Source organism: Erwinia sp. E_sp_B01_1 (assembly GCF_036865545.1).
Lineage (GTDB): Bacteria > Pseudomonadota > Gammaproteobacteria > Enterobacterales > Enterobacteriaceae > Erwinia.
On record NZ_CP142208.1, the window covers coordinates 37,219 to 55,176 of the forward strand.

The 17,958-nt window shown below is 55.3% G+C and carries 13 protein-coding genes and 1 pseudogene; 6 read left to right on the forward strand and 8 right to left on the reverse strand.

Annotated features, from left to right (window positions below; translation table 11 throughout):
* Positions 1 to 6 precede the first annotated feature (6 nt).
* Entirely contained in the window at positions 7 to 783 is a 777-nt protein-coding gene (locus VRC33_RS00175) for a DeoR/GlpR family DNA-binding transcription regulator (RefSeq protein WP_338559643.1), read from the reverse strand.
* A 173-nt stretch (positions 784 to 956) separates the two neighbouring features.
* Between VRC33_RS00175 and VRC33_RS00180 the strand changes: the two genes are divergently transcribed.
* The 6 genes and pseudogenes from VRC33_RS00180 (at position 957) to VRC33_RS00205 (ending at position 9,792) form a co-directional block, all read left to right on the forward strand.
* Positions 957 to 2,297, forward strand: coding sequence for an aspartate aminotransferase family protein (locus VRC33_RS00180; RefSeq protein ID WP_338559646.1), 1,341 nt, complete (start codon positions 957 to 959; stop codon positions 2,295 to 2,297).
* A 197-nt stretch (positions 2,298 to 2,494) separates the two neighbouring features.
* Complete coding sequence (gene sodA / locus VRC33_RS00185) at positions 2,495 to 3,112, forward strand: superoxide dismutase [Mn] (RefSeq protein WP_338559648.1); 618 nt, start codon at positions 2,495 to 2,497, stop codon at positions 3,110 to 3,112.
* Positions 3,113 to 3,378: 266 nt separating this feature from the next.
* Positions 3,379 to 5,337, forward strand: coding sequence for a methyl-accepting chemotaxis protein (locus VRC33_RS00190; RefSeq protein WP_338559650.1), 1,959 nt, complete (start codon positions 3,379 to 3,381; stop codon positions 5,335 to 5,337).
* Positions 5,338 to 6,191: 854 nt separating this feature from the next.
* A complete protein-coding gene (locus VRC33_RS00195; RefSeq protein ID WP_338559652.1) occupies positions 6,192 to 7,697 on the forward strand; it encodes a sugar ABC transporter ATP-binding protein in 1,506 nt (501 codons plus the stop codon).
* Positions 7,694 to 8,690 (forward strand): annotated as a pseudogene (locus VRC33_RS00200) (ABC transporter permease). Before VRC33_RS00195 ends, VRC33_RS00200 begins: the two are co-directional and overlap by 4 nt.
* 34 nt (positions 8,691 to 8,724) lie before the next feature.
* Positions 8,725 to 9,792: a sugar ABC transporter substrate-binding protein gene (locus VRC33_RS00205; RefSeq protein WP_338559654.1), complete on the forward strand. Its 1,068-nt coding sequence runs from the start codon at positions 8,725 to 8,727 to the stop codon at positions 9,790 to 9,792.
* Positions 9,793 to 9,850: 58 nt separating this feature from the next.
* Here VRC33_RS00205 and VRC33_RS00210 read toward each other — a convergent pair whose 3' ends face one another.
* From VRC33_RS00210 to VRC33_RS00240, 7 genes are all read right to left on the reverse strand, one after another.
* Positions 9,851 to 10,213 (reverse strand): YibL family ribosome-associated protein, encoded by a 363-nt coding sequence (locus VRC33_RS00210; RefSeq protein ID WP_338559657.1) that lies wholly within the window; start codon positions 10,211 to 10,213, stop codon positions 9,851 to 9,853.
* Between the two features lie 73 nt (positions 10,214 to 10,286).
* Positions 10,287 to 10,832, reverse strand: a complete 546-nt coding sequence (gene mtlR, locus VRC33_RS00215) for a mannitol operon repressor MtlR (protein ID WP_338559659.1) — start codon at positions 10,830 to 10,832, stop codon at positions 10,287 to 10,289.
* A gap of 67 nt (positions 10,833 to 10,899) precedes the next feature.
* The gene (mtlD, locus tag VRC33_RS00220; protein WP_338559662.1) at positions 10,900 to 12,048 is read right to left on the reverse strand and encodes a mannitol-1-phosphate 5-dehydrogenase; all 1,149 of its coding nucleotides are present in this window, start codon (positions 12,046 to 12,048) and stop codon (positions 10,900 to 10,902) included.
* Between the two features lie 98 nt (positions 12,049 to 12,146).
* Positions 12,147 to 14,081, reverse strand: coding sequence for a PTS mannitol transporter subunit IICBA (locus tag VRC33_RS00225; protein WP_338559664.1), 1,935 nt, complete (start codon positions 14,079 to 14,081; stop codon positions 12,147 to 12,149).
* Positions 14,082 to 14,603: 522 nt separating this feature from the next.
* Complete coding sequence (locus VRC33_RS00230) at positions 14,604 to 15,320, reverse strand: DUF3053 domain-containing protein (RefSeq protein ID WP_338559666.1); 717 nt, start codon at positions 15,318 to 15,320, stop codon at positions 14,604 to 14,606.
* A gap of 142 nt (positions 15,321 to 15,462) precedes the next feature.
* Positions 15,463 to 17,064: a gamma-glutamyltransferase family protein gene (locus VRC33_RS00235; protein ID WP_338559669.1), complete on the reverse strand. Its 1,602-nt coding sequence runs from the start codon at positions 17,062 to 17,064 to the stop codon at positions 15,463 to 15,465.
* 16 nt (positions 17,065 to 17,080) lie between these two features.
* A complete protein-coding gene (locus VRC33_RS00240; RefSeq protein WP_338559671.1) occupies positions 17,081 to 17,956 on the reverse strand; it encodes an ABC transporter permease in 876 nt (291 codons plus the stop codon).
* Positions 17,957 to 17,958: the final 2 nt, after the last annotated feature.

A 17,958-nucleotide genomic window follows, 5' to 3' on the forward strand; every position in this document is an offset into this window, starting at 1 on the left:
GGCTTTTTAAGCCACTATCATCTCCGGCAGAATTTTCTCCAGCGCTGAAAAAGCAGGCAGGCCAGGCGATCCACTGTCGGTGATTAACGTGGAAACCTGTTTGATTCCGGCATAATTTATCCGGCTGGTCAGCCCCAGCTTGCTGTGATCGGCCAGCAAAACCAGCTGAGAGGCCTGCTCTGCCATAGCGCGGGCAATGGCTGCCTCGTGTGGATGGAAGCTGCTGGCACCATTCCTGGCGTCGATGCCAACAGGGGACATCATCGCCACATCGGCGCGGTAACGATATATCTCACCCACCGTTAACTCCCCACGCGTCTCCTGCGCTCCGGCAAGCATGTTGCCGCCCAACAGAATAATGGCGTTATTCAGCGCCTCCTGCTCTTCTCCGCCGGAAAGTTTCAGCGCTGCATGCAGGCTGTTGGTGATAATTGTCAGGCCGGACATGGTTCGCAGCTCTTCGGCCAGCATGGTTGTGGTGCTGCCGGCATCCAGAAAAAGGGTCTGGCCGGGTTTCAACAGCTTCGCCGCCGCGCCCGCAATCGCCCGCTTCTCCCGCGCCCGCACTTCACAGCGTACGGTCAGCGGCGGCTCTGGTTCCGCATCCAGCGCCATCAATCCCCCATGAACCCGGCGGGCCACACCCAGAGCTTCAAGTTCAATAATGTCCCTTCTGGCGGTTTCCCGGGAAATACCCAGCTCACGAATAATCCGCTCGGTACTGACGTGATTCAGCGTGGTCAGCAGGGCGCGGATGCGGTGTAAACGGGTTTCCTGAAGCATAGTGGTTTCCTTTTCCAGACGGGATGGGCATAGCCTAACCGACAACGCCGGCTGCTGCATGTGTATTTTATTGTATTTGTGTATTTGGTTGCATTTTGCCAGAACTTTGCCATGATGAGGTTATCCGGGCGTCATTACCGCCGCCTGACTTATTCTTCGCAACGGGAGTTATCATGGCTACACGTTCGACCATCATGGACACCAACAGCTTTCGCGCCGAGCATGCCGCCGGTCTGGATGCTGATGTACGCAAACTGACGGATAAACGCAGCAAAGTGCTGGGAGAATCCTACCGTCTGTTCTACCGTAAACCGGTCCATCTGGTACGGGGTGAAGGTCAGTATCTCTGGGATGCCGCAGGCGATAAATATCTCGACGTTTACAACAATGTAGCGAGTATCGGGCACTGTCACCCGGCGGTAATCAATGCGGTTTATCAGCAGATGCAGCAGCTTAATACCCATACCCGTTATCTGCATGAACGTATCCTCGATTACTCAGAAGAGCTGCTGGCGACCATGTCGTCTGAAATCGACCGTGCGATGTACATGTGTACCGGTTCTGAAGCCAACGATCTGGCGATCCGCGTGGCTCGCGCTCACAGCGGCGGCACCGGCATTATTGTCAGTCAGGAAGCCTACCACGGCACCAGCGACTTAACGTCCGGCGTGTCGCCTGCACTGGGTACCGGCCAGCCGCTGGCATCGACCACCCGTCTGGTCTCTCCTCCCGATCGTTACCGTGTGAATGCGCCGGATCTGGGCGAGTGGTTCGCCAATGAAATTCAGCAGCAGATTGATGACATGGCCGCAAACGGCATCAAGTTTGCTGGTTTCCTTGCGGATTCAATCTTCTCTTCTGACGGCGTGTTGCCGGGTCCGAAAGGCTTCCTGAAGCAAGCCGTGGACGTGGTGCATAAAAATGGCGGCATCTTTATTGCCGATGAAGTCCAGCCAGGTTTTGCCCGCACCGGCGATGCCTTCTGGGGATTTGCCCGCCACGGCGTGGTGCCGGATATCGTCACCACCGGCAAGCCAATGGGCAACGGCATTCCTGTCTCTGCCCTGTTGGCAAAAAGTGATGTGCTGGCCTCCTTTAGTGATGATATTCCCTACTTTAATACCTTCGGCGGCAACCCGGTGGCGATGGCGGCAGCTCAGGCCGTACTGACCGTGATCAAAGAGGAGAAATTGCAGGAGCACAGCCGCGTGGTGGGCGAGAAGCTCCTGCGGGAACTGCTGACGCTGAAAGAGAAGTATGAGTGCGTAGGGGATGTGCGTGGCGCAGGTCTGTTTATCGGCTTTGAACTGGTGACTGACAAATCCAGCAAAACGCCGGACAAACAGCTGGCGCTGGACGTGACCGAAAAGCTGCGTGAAAACCATGTTCTGACCTCCGTAGCAGGCCCGTATGGCAACGTGCTGAAACTGCGTCCGCCGCTGACTTTCCAGGAGAGTGATATCGACTGGCTGGTAGGCGCGCTGGATAAATCGTTGGCGGCATTAGGGAAATAAGGTCTTAGACCGATTTGTTTTAACCACCCAGGCAAAGGGCATAAAACCGCCGCTGCGCCTGTTGCCGGTTAAACCCTTATCAACGTCGGGGCATTGATAAGCCTTTTACGGATCGTTTATTTAACTATAATGATCCGACTGCTTACGCGGTGCTAACAGACAACAGCGCCGCCCAACATTAAATGGAGATGATGAACATGAGTTATTCACTGCCATCCTTGCCTTACGCATACGACGCACTGGAACCGCATTTCGACAAGCAGACGATGGAAATCCATCACACTAAACATCACCAGACCTACGTGAACAACGCCAACGCGGCGCTGGAAGGCACTGAGTTTGCTGACCTGCCTGTTGACGAGCTGATCGCTAAACTGGACCAGGTTCCTGCGGACAAGAAAACCGTACTGCGTAACAACGCGGGCGGCCACTCTAACCACAGCTTCTTCTGGAAAGGCCTGAAAACCGGCACCACTCTGAGCGGCGATCTGAAAGCGGCTATCGAAAAAGATTTCGGCAGCGTTGACGCGTTCAAAGCAGAATTCGAAAAAGCGGCAGCAACCCGTTTCGGTTCAGGCTGGGCGTGGCTGGTTAAAAAAGGCGACAAGCTGGCTGTAGTCTCTACGGCTAACCAGGACAGCCCACTGATGGGCGAAGCTGTTTCTGGCGCATCCGGTACCCCGATTGTGGGTCTGGACGTCTGGGAACACGCTTACTACCTGAAGTATCAGAACAAGCGCCCTGACTACATCAAGGCATTCTGGGAAGTTGTAAACTGGGACGAAGCGGCAGCCCGTTTCTCCGCAGCAAAATAATTCCCTGCCACGTTAATTCGTGACGATAAACCGACGGAGTCCGCTCCGTCGGTTTTTTATTGCCTGCCGGTTTGTAAAAAGCTGTTATTCCTCCTGTTAATCCCCCTCACGAAAAGATTATTCGCCTCCCCTGCCTGGCCTGGTTGGTTAAAGTCCTTTCCGAAAATGTCCGATAGAAGAAACTGTTAAGTCGATCACCATACATGGCGGCAGAAGCCTGCATTGCCCGCCTTACTTTGCTATCGAGTTCGGGAAAAATAATAAAAATGTTCAACAGTATCAGTCGTAGCCTGGAAAATTTAAGGGTAGGGAAAAAGCTCGGTACCGGCTTTACGCTGGTTTTACTGCTGGCTGCCGCCATCGCCGCCGTGGGAATTAGCAAATTTAACAACGTCAAAGAACGTACGGATAAGGTGGACTTCAGCCACGCGATCAGCAGCGACATCAGTGCAGCGCTGGACAGCCAGAAGCAGTATCAGCTCTCGTTTGATGAGAAAGAGATCGCCCTCAGCCAGCAGAAAATCGCCGACGCGCTGGGCCTGTTTAATAAAATGCTCGCTACCTCGTTCTTTGATGCCTCGACCCGCGCCTGGCTGGATGAGTTCCCCGGGCTGGTCAAATCTTATCAGGATGCCCAGTCGCATTTTGTGCAGGCAGTGAATACCCGCAATGAGATCAAAGGCAGCTGGAACCTCTCGGCCAGTGAAGCCGCGTTTGTCGATCTGAAAAAGGAGCTGGGGCCAACGGCCGATCTGCAACTACAGGTGCTGATGGGGAAACTGGATTACGCGCTGCTTGACGTGCATTACGCGGTGCGTGGCGTGATCGCCGCGCCCTCTGAGAAAACGGCAGCGATCTTAAGCCAGTCAGCCGATACCGCCGTTGCCACGCTGAATACTTTTTCGAGCCTGGTGACGCCCGCCCAGGAAACCACCCTGCAACCGCTGAAACAGCGCCTGATCAGCTATAAAGCCAGCGTTCTTTCTTATGTTCCGGCTTATCAGCAGCAGCTTGAGGCGGCGACCATAATGGTGAAGCAGGCCGCTGAAATGAACAAGCTGGTGGAGGCACTGGTTCAGAAGCAGCTGCGGATAACCCGTGAGAACGTCAGTACGGCCATCACCACTATGACTGTTGTCACCGTGGCAGCCCTGATTATTGGCTTGCTGATTGCCCTGACCATCACCCGCCAGATCACCCGCCCACTGCGCGATACGCTGGCCACCACGGAGCGCATCGCCAACGGCGATCTCAGCGCCCGGGTCGAAACTCATCGTCAGGATGAGCTGGGCCAGTTAATGAGCGCGGTCGGGACGATGAGCGATAACCTGCGCCGGATAATCAGCGACATCCGTTCAGGCGTCAGCCAGGTTGCGCATGCGGCAGCAGAAATCAGCGCTGGCAATACCGATCTCTCTTCACGTACTGAACAGCAGGCTGCCGCAGTAGAGCAGACTGCAGCCAGCATGGAACAACTCAGCTCCACCGTGAAGCAGAACGCTGATAATGCCCACCATGCCAGCAAGCTGGCCTCTGAAGCTTCCACTACCGCCCGTACCGGAGGGCAGCAGGTGAAAGATGTGGTGGAAACCATGCAGCAAATTTCAGACAGTTCGAAACGCATCGCAGATATCACCACCACCATCAACAGCATTGCGTTCCAGACCAATATTCTGGCCCTGAATGCTGCTGTAGAGGCCGCGCGAGCGGGTGAGCAGGGGCGGGGTTTTGCCGTGGTTGCCAGTGAGGTGCGTAATCTTGCCCAACGCTCCGCACAGGCAGCTAAAGAAATTGAAGGATTGATCAAAGAATCCGTCGAGCGTGTGAGCACCGGAGCCAGGCTGGTGGAAAATACCGGACTGACGATGCAGGGTATTGTGCAGTCGGTTTCCAACGTTCACGACATCATGGGCGAGATTGCTTCCGCCTCGGATGAGCAGAGCCGTGGCATCAGCCAGGTCTCTACCGCGGTGACTGAGATGGATAACACCACCCAGCAGAACGCCGCGCTGGTGGAAGAGTCCGCCGCTGCCGCCAATTCGCTGGAAGAGCAGGCGTTAGTGCTGAGTCAGGCGGTATCCGTGTTCCGCCTTTCTGTTGATGAGGGTGCGGCAGGCCGTGCTGTGAGTAAAGCGGCAACCCTCACCCCGGCACGCGTGAATTTTGCCCCTGCCGCGTTACCCTCAAAAAGCGCCTTGAGTGAAGCCAACTGGGAAACCTTCTGATAAAGGAAACCGCCCCGAAGGGCGGTTACCAGGCTACTTACCTGGAGAAATGATATTCACCGGGATTGAGTTGTTAGATAATATCCAGCGTCCCTGATCTGGTGAGAACATTGCTCCAGATACAACGATCACAATACAAATGTATCGTTTCATTGTGCGGTCCTTGCGCAGACCGCTTCACGGTTTTACCACCGGCGATAGCACCGTGAAAGCAAGCACTGGGGTGTGCTTGCCTTTACGGCCATTAAAGATCCTTTCCTTAAAACCGGTGCCCGCTTGCTTATGGCGGCGGAAAGGGCCGACAAAAGAATAACCATATGTTCTGTGTGTGAACTTGACATGGCATGGTAATTAGATGATTATTTAAGCAAGGGGTGTGCTTGCCTGAAGTATACAATGATGTAAAGCTGGACAGGCCCGCTTAACCTGACCAGCACAAAGAAACCGTCAAACAGGGCGGTTTTTTTGTGCCTGAAATTCACTTCGAGCCAGGTTTCCTGGGTTAGATATTTGCCCCCGGGTGCCTTAACCCAACCTCACAACTTCGGCCTTTCTTTTCCTGCCCTGGCCTTCACATTTACGTCTGCTGATCTAAGGTTTCCAGGCATCGCAACAGGGCCGATTTCTGTTGCAGGTTCTCTGCATGCTGGCCGAACGAAATGCTGCCCATTCCCTGACATCCCCGGTTTTCTGCTGAATACGACAGTCTCACTGGTTTTAACCGCTTATATGGCTGGATGTCTGGATGGCTAATAACCTTTTGTGTTAGCTTATGCGCTTTAGTTCGTTGTCAGCCGTGCCAATCCAATAAAAAATGCGGCGACACGTTTTTCATCTGCCAGAGAGTTTCGTCCATGACTGCGGTTAATCGCCTTGAAATGCGTCAAATCTCCATCGCTTTTGGCGGTTTCACTGCCCTGAATGGCGTTGATTTCAGCCTTGAAGGCCACTCGGTGCACGCCCTGACCGGTGCCAACGGGGCGGGGAAATCAACGCTGATGGCGGTGCTGTCCGGCGCTTACGATCATTTCAGTGGCGAAATCCTGCTGGATGGTCAGCCTGTCACCATCCGTTCACCGCGTGATGCCAAAAAACTGGGTATTCATCTGGTGCAGCAGGAAGTGGACGTGGCGCTGGTGCCCACGCTCAGCGTGGCGGAAAACATCATGTTGGATCGTCTGGCTGAAAGCGGCCAGATTTATCATTGGGGTGAAATCCGCAGGCAGGCCAAAGCGCTGTTAGCACAGCTGGATGTTTCGCTGGACGTTCGCCGCCGTATCGATCAATGCACGCTGGCAGAAAAGCAGCAGATTTTGCTGGCCCGCGCGCTTTCTCATCACTGCCGTTTTTTGATCCTTGATGAACCAACCGCCCCGCTGGACCAGCATGAAAGCGAACGCCTGTTTGCTGTGGTTCGCCGCTTGCAGCAAAGCGGGATTGGCGTGGTCTTTATCTCTCACCGGATTCATGAAGTGCGTGCCATCTGCGACTGGCTGACCGTGCTGCGCGATGGCCGCCTGGTTGAAACCTGCCCGATGGCTCAGCTTGATGGCGAGCAGATCGTGGAGAAGATGCTCGGCCACCAGCTCGATGACATCTATCCACCGCGCCGCCCGCCGTTCAGCGATCGGGTGCTGATGAAGGTTGAAGGGCTGCATGACGATGCCTTACTGCAAAACATCTCGCTGACGCTGCGTGAAGGCGAAATCCTGGGGATTGCCGGCCTGGCTGGCGCGGGTAAAACCGAGCTGTGTAAAGCGCTGTTTGGTGCCAGTAACAACCGCATTGAACAGGGCGAGCTGCACGGCAAGCCGTGGAAACCCTCCTCGCCACATGCCGCGGTGGAAAACCGCATGGCGCTCATCCCTGAAGAACGCCGCAAAGAAGGCATCTTTATTGATGAATCGGTGGCGATGAACCTCAGCATCACTGCGGATAACAGCTTCTCGCGCTGGAGTCTGTTTGGTCACCGCCAGGCCTGGCAATGGGCAGAGGAGGTGATTCAGAAGCTGGGCGTGCGCACCACTGGCCCACAGCAAACGCTGCGTCGCCTGTCTGGCGGCAACCAGCAGAAAGTGGCTATCGGCAAATGGCTGCGTAATGACGCAGACGTGCTGATTTTTGATGAGCCGACCAAAGGGGTCGATATCAAAGCCAAAACCGATTTATTTGATCTGATTGACGGACTCGCCCGCCAGGGAAAAGGGGTGATTTATGCCTCCGGCGAGTTTGCCGAACTGGTTGGCTTATGCGATCGCATCTGCGTGCTCTGGGACGGGCGTATTGTGGCGGAAATGGATGCCAGTAACGTTGATGAAGAAACACTTTTACTTTATTCCACCGGAGGAACGCCTGCGTGAGCAGCAAAGACATTTCCATAAAGGCGGCGCCCTCTGTGCGTCACCAGCTGTTTGATTTTCTCTATAAATGGGGAATGTTAATCACGGTTGTAGCGTTGATTGCTGCGTTTGGGCTGGCTTCAGACAGCTTCCTGGAACCGACCAACATCATCAATATTCTGCGCTCTATCGCCATCGTCACGGTAATTGCTGTTGGGGTGTCGGTCTCGCTGACCATCGGAGGGTTTGACCTCTCCGTCGGCTCCACGGCATCGCTGGCCAACTCGCTGGTGATCTCGCTGTTCGTCTGGTACGGCTTCGGATCGACTGAAGCTATCGTTATCACGCTGTTACTCTGTACGCTGGTCGGCCTGTTTAACGCATTTCTTATCGTTATCCTGAAAATTCCTGACATGTTGGCCACTTTAGCCAGCCTGTTTGTGGTGCAGGGCGTGGCGATGACCTACAGCTTCGGCGGATCCATTACCGAAAACATGGTGCTGCCGAGCGGCGACATGGCGGAAGGTACGATCCCGGCCAACTTCTCGCTGCTGGGCCAGGTGCCAACCATCGTGATCATCATGCTGGTGGTGACCCTGGTTGCTCAACTGGGGCTGTCGCTGACCAAGCATGGCCGCCGGATGTATGCAATTGGTGGCAATCCTGAGGCGGCTCGTCTGTCCGGTATCCGCACCAACCGGTATCGCGTGCTGGCTTACGTCATCGCCTCATTGCTGGCCGGGCTGGGCGGTATCCTGCTGGCCTCGCGCATTGGCTCCTCGCAGGTCAATGCCGGGGGGTTACCTGATGGATGCGGTTGCCGCGGCCTGGATCGGCCTCTCACTGGCGGGTGCCGGTAAGCCTAACGCGCTGGGCACGCTGCTGGGTGCGGTGATTCTGGGCGTGCTGCAGAACGGCCTGGTGATGCTCTCTGTGCCTTATTACGCTATGGATATTATTAAAGGTCTGGTGCTGGCTATTGCGCTGGCGATTACCTACATACAGCGCCGCTAAGCGCTTCAAACTGTCTGACAGGGTATTAATAAAAATGAAAAAACTGACCACATCGCTCCTGGCCATCAGCCTGCTGACAGCCGTTCCTGCCTTTGCTGAGACCGCTGCCGTTCCTGCTGCGATCGCTAACCACGAGGGTCCGGTGCGCGTTGCGGTGATCCGTAACCTGGGGTCTGATGACAACACCACGCAGTTTGTTGCCGGTGCCATTCAGGAAGGCCGCAAGCTGGGCTTCAAGGTCAGCACTTTCCTGAGCAACGGCGATGATGCGCGTTTCCAGGACTTTGTGAATCAGGCGATCAGCCAGAAATATGACGGCATCATTCTTTCCCACGGTAAAGACCCGTACTCCACCGAACTGGTGAAGCGCATTGCCGATGCCGGGATCAAAGTGTCAGTGTTTGATACCCCGGTTAACAAGCCGGTTGAAGGCGTGACCGTCACGGCTCAGGATGATGCTTCTCTGGCCCAGCTCTCTCTGGATCAGCTGCTCAAAGACACCAACGGCAAGGCCAATATCGTTAAGCTGTGGGTGGCGGGCTTCCCGGCGATGGAACGTCGCCAGGTGGTGTATGAGAAAGTGTTAAAAGCCAATCCAGGCATTCACCAGCTTGAGTCTATCGGCGCAGTCTCTTCCGATGTGCAGGGCGATACGGCGAACAAGATTGGCGCAATCCTCGCCAAGTACCCGAAAGGCAAAATCGATGCTATCTGGGGCTCATGGGATGCGTTCGCGCAGGGCGCTTATAAAGCGCTGCAGGAGAATGGCCGTACTGAAATCAAACTTTACAGCATTGATGTCTCTAACCAGGACTTGCAGTTGATGCATCAGAAAGATAGCCCATGGAAGCAGACTGTAGCCGTCGACAGCAAGCTGATTGGCGCCACTAACATGCGTCTGATTGCCAACAAGATCGGCGGAGAAACCACGCCAGCGACTTATCAGTTCAAAGCGTCCGCCATTTCTCAGCAACAACTCGCTCAGCAATCCGGTGGCGTTAACGTCACTAACCTGAATAAAATTATTCCAGGCTGGGGCGAATCCACCGATTTCGTGGCACCGTGGTTCACCACCCTGCAGGCGAAATACGCGAAGAAATAAGCTGGCTGATGCCATAAAAAAACGCCCGCATTAGCGGGCGTTTGCGACAACCGGGGAGTTAAAAAGCGGTTTTCGCGAAGCCGGTCATCTCAGTCAGGCCCATTTCACGGCCCAGTGCGGTCATTGGATGCACCACAACGATGCCACGGACGCTTTTCTTAAACGCGCCCATATTGGCCTGTTCCTTTTTGGTGATTGCGCGGCTGAATGGCAACTCTTTCAGCTTCTGCGCTTCTTTGCTCAGCTTCTGTTCACGCACGCCACGCAGGCGCTCCAGCTCTTCAACAATCTTCTCTTTTTCTTTCAGCAATTCACCGAGCTTTTCAGCTTCGCCGGACTCCAGCAGCAGAGGCTCTTTACGCGTCAGGGCATCCAGCTTATCGCTAAGGGTTCTGATTTCTTCCTGAACTTGTTCTTTCATTTTTCATTAACCGTGAAGTGATTCATTGTCGCAAGGATACACGAAAGCGACAGGAAGGGGGAAAGGGGGAGCGTTACTTTTTGAACGCCTGCTTAAGGCTGATGCGTGAAATCAGCTCCGTCAGCGACAGCACCATGGTGGATCGCACCACCTGCTGATAACGCTGTTGCAGCATGGCGCGCAGTTCAGGGTCTTCCACCGAGAGGTCTGGTCGGGGAGGGAATGCCATGACGCAATGCAGTTCGCCAAAAGGCCCCAGCAGTTCATCATCGGTAAACCGGTACTCGGTGCCGTCGTCGTTTAATGCTTCGCGCAGCGCCATCAGTAATTCGGCATCTTCATATTCATTGCGGTTGATGACGCCCAGACCATAAATCAGCTTGAGTCTGACAGAGAGTTCACCCAGCGGACCATCGCCCAGTAACAGGGGTTCAACCGCATATTTCACCGCATAGTCATCTTTGCGGAAGACCTGGATCACCAACAGGTTCACCGCTTCTGCCAGCAGCTCAACCGCCGCGATCAGAAAAGCTCTGACCGTTCGTCCGGCGTTCAGGCGTTCAAGCACCCGATTTTCAAAAGCCTGTGGTTTTTCCATGAGAGCCTGCATATCGTTCATTACCAGACGGGCGCCGCCTTAATGGGCACAGCAAAGCTGCGCCCTGTCCGTTCATCCGTGAAGGGCACTATGCCATGGCATCAAAAGCCTTTACCACGTCGGCGACCACGTCACTCTCTTCATCCAGACCTGAAATCTGCGCCAGGGTGGCTTTCACGCCTTTGCTGTTCAGCAGCTCTACCAGTTCCTGTGCCTGAGGGTCCTGATCGCTGCGGTAATGCAGGGCAGCCGCGATACCGGTGACCAGGTTGGCGTGGGGCAGAGCATACTCCAGCGTGCCGAGCGTGGGTTTGATCAGACGATCGCCCGCGCTGAGTTTACGCAGAGGCTGACGGCCCACACGTTCAACATCATCTTTCAGGTAGGGGTTTTCGAAGCGGCCAAGGATTTTCTGGATATAGGCAGCATGCTTTTCAGCATCAAAATCGTAGCGCTTAATCAGCACCGCGCCGCTCTCTTCCATTGCCCCTTTCACTACCGCACGCACTTTCTCATCCAGAATGGCCTCGCGGATGGTCTTGTGTCCGGCCTGCTGGCCCAGGTAAGCAGTAATGGCGTGGCCGGTATTCAGGGTAAACAGCTTACGCTCAACGAAGGCCATCAGGTTATCGGTCAGTTCCATCCCCGGAATGGCCGGCAGGTCGCCTTTGAACTGTGTCTGGTCAACAATCCACTCACTGAAGGTTTCCACCGTCACTTCCAGCGGGTCGGTGGTACCGGCCTCTGAAGGGGGAACAATACGATCCACAGCGGAGTCAACAAAGCCAACGTTGGCTTCAACCCAGGCATGATACTGCTCTGGCAGCGCCTTCATTACATGCTCTTTCAGCTGCGTGGTACCGCGAACCATGTTCTCACAGGCGATGATGTTTAACGGACGGGTATTACCGCTATCACTGCGTTTGGCCAGGCCTTTCGCAATGCCACCGGCAATGCGTTCCAGAATTTGAGGGCCAACCGCCGTGGTAACGATATCAACCTCAGCGATCAGCGGGACGATGTCGTCGCTGGCGCTGTTAACGGCATTGACGCCTTTGACGATTTCGACCTGAGCCTGCTCGCCAACCACATGAACCGGATACTCATGACGGGCGTTCAGCGCATCCAGAACCACCTGGTTCACATCTGCAAATGTCAGCTGAATACCGGCATCTGAGAGTAACTTCCCAATAAAACCGCGGCCAATATTTCCGGCGCCAAAATGTAATGCTTTCATGATTTTTTCCCGTATCAACGATCAGGGGCCGGACAAACCCGACCCGAAAAAAGAGCCGGGCATGCCCGGCCCTGGGAGGTAAAGCTTGAAAACCTGCGTTACGCGGGGGTTTTACCTGACAGCAGATCCAAAACTTCCTGCACGTCGGTGGTCGTAATCAGTCTCTGGATCACGGAATCATCATCCAGCGCGTTGGTCAGGCTGGTGATGACCTGGATATGCTCGTTGTTACGGGCAGCGATGCCGATAACCAGACGGGCAATATCGTCTTCATCTTCACCAAAGCGCACGCCTTCCGGATACTGGCAGAAGACGATGCCGGTTTGCAGCACGCGGTCTTTAGCTTCGATAGTCCCGTGCGGCACAGCAATGGATTCACCCAGATAAGTCGGCGTCAGTTTCTCACGATCCAGCATTGCCTGAACATATTCTGGCTCAACATATCCGCCTCTTACCAGCTGCTCACCAGCAAAACGGATGGCCTGCTCTTTATCCGTTGCGCGGTTGCCCAGGAAGATATTACGGGCGCTGAGTTTGAACAGATGTTCCTGACTTTCGTCATAGCTGTCGCTCAGTGTGGCCGTAACTTTCTCGCGGTGGCCTGCGGTGCGGTTTGCCTCAACCAGACGGCTGGTCAGGTCGGTGTAGAGGCCACTGTCAAGGAAGTTGGTCAGTGAAATATGCTGAGCATGGGGAGCCTGACGCATCGCGCGTTCGGTCAGGTCCCGGTGAGTGATCACCAGATCCACGTCGCCCGGCAGGTTGTTGATGGCGGTGTTGGTCACCGAGATATTACTCAGACCAGCATCGTTCACCTTTTTACGCAGCACGCCAGCGCCCATGGCGCTTGATCCCATACCGGCATCACAAGCCACAATGATTTTGCGAACGTGGGTCAGATCGCTGTTCATGCCGCTTGCGGTTGTGGTGGTTGCAGAACCAGCCTGACCTTTTGACTGTGCTTTCATTTCGCTGACGCGACGGGCAGCAGCTTCGATATCGTCATCTTCTTTCACTTTGCTGGTTTTCAGCAAAATGGCAGAGACGACGAAGGAGACTGCAAAGGCCGCAGCAATCGCCGTAATGTTGGCGAAATAAGCCCCTTTTGGCGTCATCGCCAGTACGGCCAGGATCGAACCAGGAGAAGCCGGAGAGACCAGACCGCCATTCAGCAGCGTCAGGGTAAATACGCCGGTCATGCCGCCCAGAATAACCGCGATGATCAGACGCGGGTTCATCAGCACGTAAGGGAAGTAGATTTCGTGAATACCGCCCAGGAAGTGGATGATAGCCGCGCCGCCCGCAGACTGTTTGGCATTGCCACGACCAAAGAACATGTAAGCCATCAGTACGCCCATGCCCGGACCCGGGTTGGCTTCGATCAGGAAGAAGATCGATTTACCGGCTTCGCTGGCCTGCTGGATACCCAGTGGCGAGAAGATGCCGTGGTTGATGGCGTTGTTCAGGAACAGGATTTTCGCCGGTTCGACAAAAATAGAGGTTAACGGCAGCAGGTTGTTCTGCACCATCAGGTTCACGCCGGCGGCGAGAATGTGGGACAGACCCTCGACCAGAGGACCGATAGCCAGGAAAGAGAGCAGCGCCAACACCATGCCGATGATACCGGCAGAGAAGTTGTTGACCAGCATTTCGAAGCCGCTTTTGATTTTTCCGTCAACCACACGGTCAAAGTTTTTGATTGCCCAGCCGCCCAGCGGGCCTGCAATCATCGCTCCGAGGAACATTGGCATATCCGCACCGACGATCACGCCCATAGTGGTGATAGCACCCACCACGCCACCGCGATCGCCGCCAACCAGACGACCACCGGTGTAGCCGATCAACAGTGGCAACAGGTAGGTGATCATCGGGCCAACCAGTTTGGCCATCGTTTCATTTGGCAGCCAGCCGGTAGGAATAAACAGTGCGGTGATGATACCCCAGGCGATAAACGCCCCGATGTTTGGCATCACCATGTTGCTCAGAAAGCGACCAAAGTTCTGTACCTTGATCTTGATATCTGATGAGGACATAAAAACACACCCCTTATTGGTACGCGCTGACAAATAAGAGAGCGCGTTGATTTTTGTTTAGGACATTTCGGCGGGGAGCCGTCTGTATCACTGTATGCAGGCGGACTCTAGCACGCGAATATGACGCTGCGTAGTCATCGGGTTAAGTGTGATGTATATCACTAACTTAGGTGACCCTGAGGGGGTGTTTTAGTGATAGAGATCACATATATGCAGTGTAAAAAAGCGACGACGGTGAGGAAACAGGCAAAACAGCCCGTTTTATGTGAGTTTTGTCACGAAAATGGAAGGGTGGTTTGTGGTGAATGTGTGATGCAGATCACAATAAATATTCAGGTGAAAATGCGGTCGATCACAGTTCCCACCGGACCAGATTCGCTGGCCTGATGAGGTGTAATAAAATTACGTTTATCAGCCTCTTTGAGTTCTGAATTTTTCCTCTGTACTAAACCCAAATTACGCCTGAATAAAAACGGGCGGATAAAAGTCCGCCCTTAATAATTAATGCTTAAGCCAGCTGGTTTACTGGAAACCGCCCTGAAGGGCCGTTTGCGCCTGACCCAGCGCCTGGGCATTGGCATTCAGGTTGCTCATCAGCGTGTTGTACTGAGTCGCCTGCTGCTGGGTTGGGAACTGGATCGCCGGGCCGTTGAATGTGACCTGGCTACCCTGCTGCTGCAGGAAATCACCCGTCTGCACGGCATCCTGGCTCAACGTCTGCAATGCCGGTAACAACGGCAGCAGCGCAGTGGCTGGCTGCGTCACGACTTTGTTATAGACGTTGTCATAGACGGTTTTTAACTCTTCCGGCTGCTTCAGCGCGGCTTTGCTGCTGTCGGCCTGCGTTTTGGCGGCCTGAATTTGCTGCGTCAGCACGCTCAGTGAGCCACTGGCCTGACGCAGTGAATCGCGGCGGGTCAGATAATCCTGCGGAGTACGGATTGCGGAAAGTTCATCCACTACCGGTTTCATACCCGAATCTGTGGCGCGGTTAACCTGCTGAGAGAAGCCGTAAATAATGGCGTAATCACTGACGTAATTGCCAAATTTTTGCTTCTGATCTTCACTGAGGGCGGGCAGATGTTCGCCGCTGCGCAACACAGTGTTTTGCAGGAAATCGATAAAGGCTTTGCGCTGATCGGCTTCGTTATCACCGCAGCCAGCCAGTTGAAAGACCAGAAACAGCGCCACAAAAGGCACTAACAGACGCGACCAGACGCGAAAGATTCCTGTCGTCATGGGGAGTAACTCCTGTAATTGTAGGGCTTGCAAGCAAAGAGGGCGGCATGCGCCGCCTCTGAAGAATAGTCTATACGGGGCGGTGAGGATATGGAAAACAGGGCCGGAAGGGCGAAGAAATTCACCCTTCCGGCAGGAGGACTCAGAATACCAGCGCCTGACCGTCTTTGCGGCTTTCGGTGGCGGCAATATAGAAGCCCTGCGGATCGCGGACAATCACCTGCGCACCGCCAAAGTTGTAAGTCTGTAGCGGATCTTCCACCACAATTTTATGTCCCATGGCTCGCAGCGCAGCAATAGTGTTCAGCGCCATTGCAGGCTCCACGCTGACTTCCCGTCCTTCCACCACGCGCCAGCGCGGCGCATCGATCGCCGCCTGAGGGTTCTGCTTGTGCAGCATAATGCGCAGCGCCATTTGCAGATGGCCCTGCGCCTGCATCGGCCCGCCCATCACCCCGAAAGACATCAGCGGCTGGCCATCAGCATCCAGCGCAAACGCCGGAATGATGGTGTGGAAAGCGCGTTTGTTCGCCGCCACCACGTTAGGGTGATTCTCTTCAAGCACGAAACCGGCCCCACGATTTTGCAGGCTGATCCCGGTGCCAGGCACCACCACGCCAGAGCCAAAGCCCATATAGTTCGACTGAATAAAGGAGACCATCATGCCGCTGGCATCGGCGGTGGAGAGGTAAACGGTGCCGCTTTGCTTCGGTGCACCAAAAGTAAAATCACCGGCTCTGGCAGGATCGATTAACGCCGCGCGGGACTTAAGATACTCATCGCTCAGCAGCAATTCTGCCGGAAACTCCATATGATCTTCATCGGCTATATAGCGCTCAAGATCGACCAGCGCCAGCTTCATCGCCTCAATCGACAGATGCAGCCACTGCACCGAATCCGGCTCATAGCGGCCAATATCCCACTGTTCGAGGATACCCAGCGCCATCAGCGTGGCGATGCCCTGGCCGTTAGGCGGCAGTTCCTGAACGGAGCCACCGGCAAACGGACGCGACAGCATATCGACCCAGTCAGCTTTATGATTTTTCAGGTCCTCCAGCGTCAGCGCCGCACCGTGTTCACGGGCAAAAGCGGCGATTTTTTCGGCCAGCTCCCCCTCATAAAACGCTTCGCCATTGGTCGCAGCGATTTTTTCCAGCGTGTCGGCCTGATCCGGGTTGCGGAACAGTTCACCCACCTTTGGTGGACGGCCTTCCGGCGCGAAGCAGGCGCTGAAGCCCGGCTGATCGCGCAGCTTGTTAAAGCCCCGCTCCCAAAGATGACCGATCAGCGGCGAAACCGGGAAGCCGTTACGCGCATACTCAATCGCAGGCTGAGCAAGCGTGGTAAGCGGCAGGGTGCCAAAACGTTCCGCCAGTTCCACCCAGGCAGAAACCGCTCCCGGTACGGTGACGGCATCCCAGCCAATTTCTGGCATTGCTGCAAGATGGGCAAAGGTTTCGCGCGTCCAGGCAGCCGGTGCGCGGCCTGAGGCATTCAGGGCATGGAGTTTTTTGCCATCCCAGACGATGGCAAAGGCATCACTGCCGATGCCGTTGCCGGTAGGTTCCACCACCGTTAACGCCATGGCGGTAGCTATTGCGGCATCCACCGCGTTACCACCCAGTTGCAGCATCCGAATCCCGGCCTGAGCTGCCAGCGGTTGCGAGGCCGCGACGGCGTTACGGCCCATCATTGGCGCACGGTAAGAAGGGTATCCCACGTTAAAATCACTGATTGCACTCATAGCAGTTCCTTAAGGATTAATCGTTACGCGGATCAAGCGCATCGCGCAGTCCGTCGCCCAGCAGATTGAAGCCCTGCACGATGAGGAAAATGGCAAGACCAGGGAAAACCGACATCCAGGGTGCCTGCTCCAGGAAGCCTTTGGCGGTGTTGAGCATCGCGCCCCAGGAGGGGTTGGGCGGCTGCTGACCCAGGCCGAGGAAAGAGAGGCTGGCCTCGGTGATAATGGCAGAGGCGATCGCCAGCGTAGCCTGCACCAGAATCGGTGACATCACGTTTGGCAGCACATAGCGCAGCACTATCCAGCGGTCCGGCAGCCCGATGGCGCGTGCGCCGTCGATATACTCTTCATTGCGGATGGCGATGACCTGACCGCGGGTCAGACGGGCAAAGATGGGCATGGCTGACAGGCCTATGGCGATCATCGCGTTGCCCAGGCTGGGACCAAGGAACGCGCCCAGAGCAATCGCGAGGATCAGGAAAGGGCAGGCCAGCAGCGCTTCGATAAAGCGGGAGATTACGCCATCCCAGATGCCCTGCCAGTACCCGGCAATCAGCCCCAGCGGCACGCCGATCAGAATGGCAATCATCACCGAGATACAGCCCGCCAGCAGTGAGGAGCGGGCGCCCCAAATCATGCGGGATAAAATATCGCGTCCCAGTTCATCCGTGCCCAGCCAGTAAAGGGCGGAAGGCGCTTTGCGCACGGCCAGAAAGTTCGCTTTGATAGGGTCGAAAGGGGCGATCCACGGAGCCAGCAACGCCACCAGCACAAAGAACACCACAATCACCGCACCGATCATCGCGCTTTTATTGCCAAGGAACTTTTTCAGCACGCGGTTGGTGGGTTTTCGCAGCGCAGCGGCATTGCCGGAAGCCAGAATTTCACTCATCG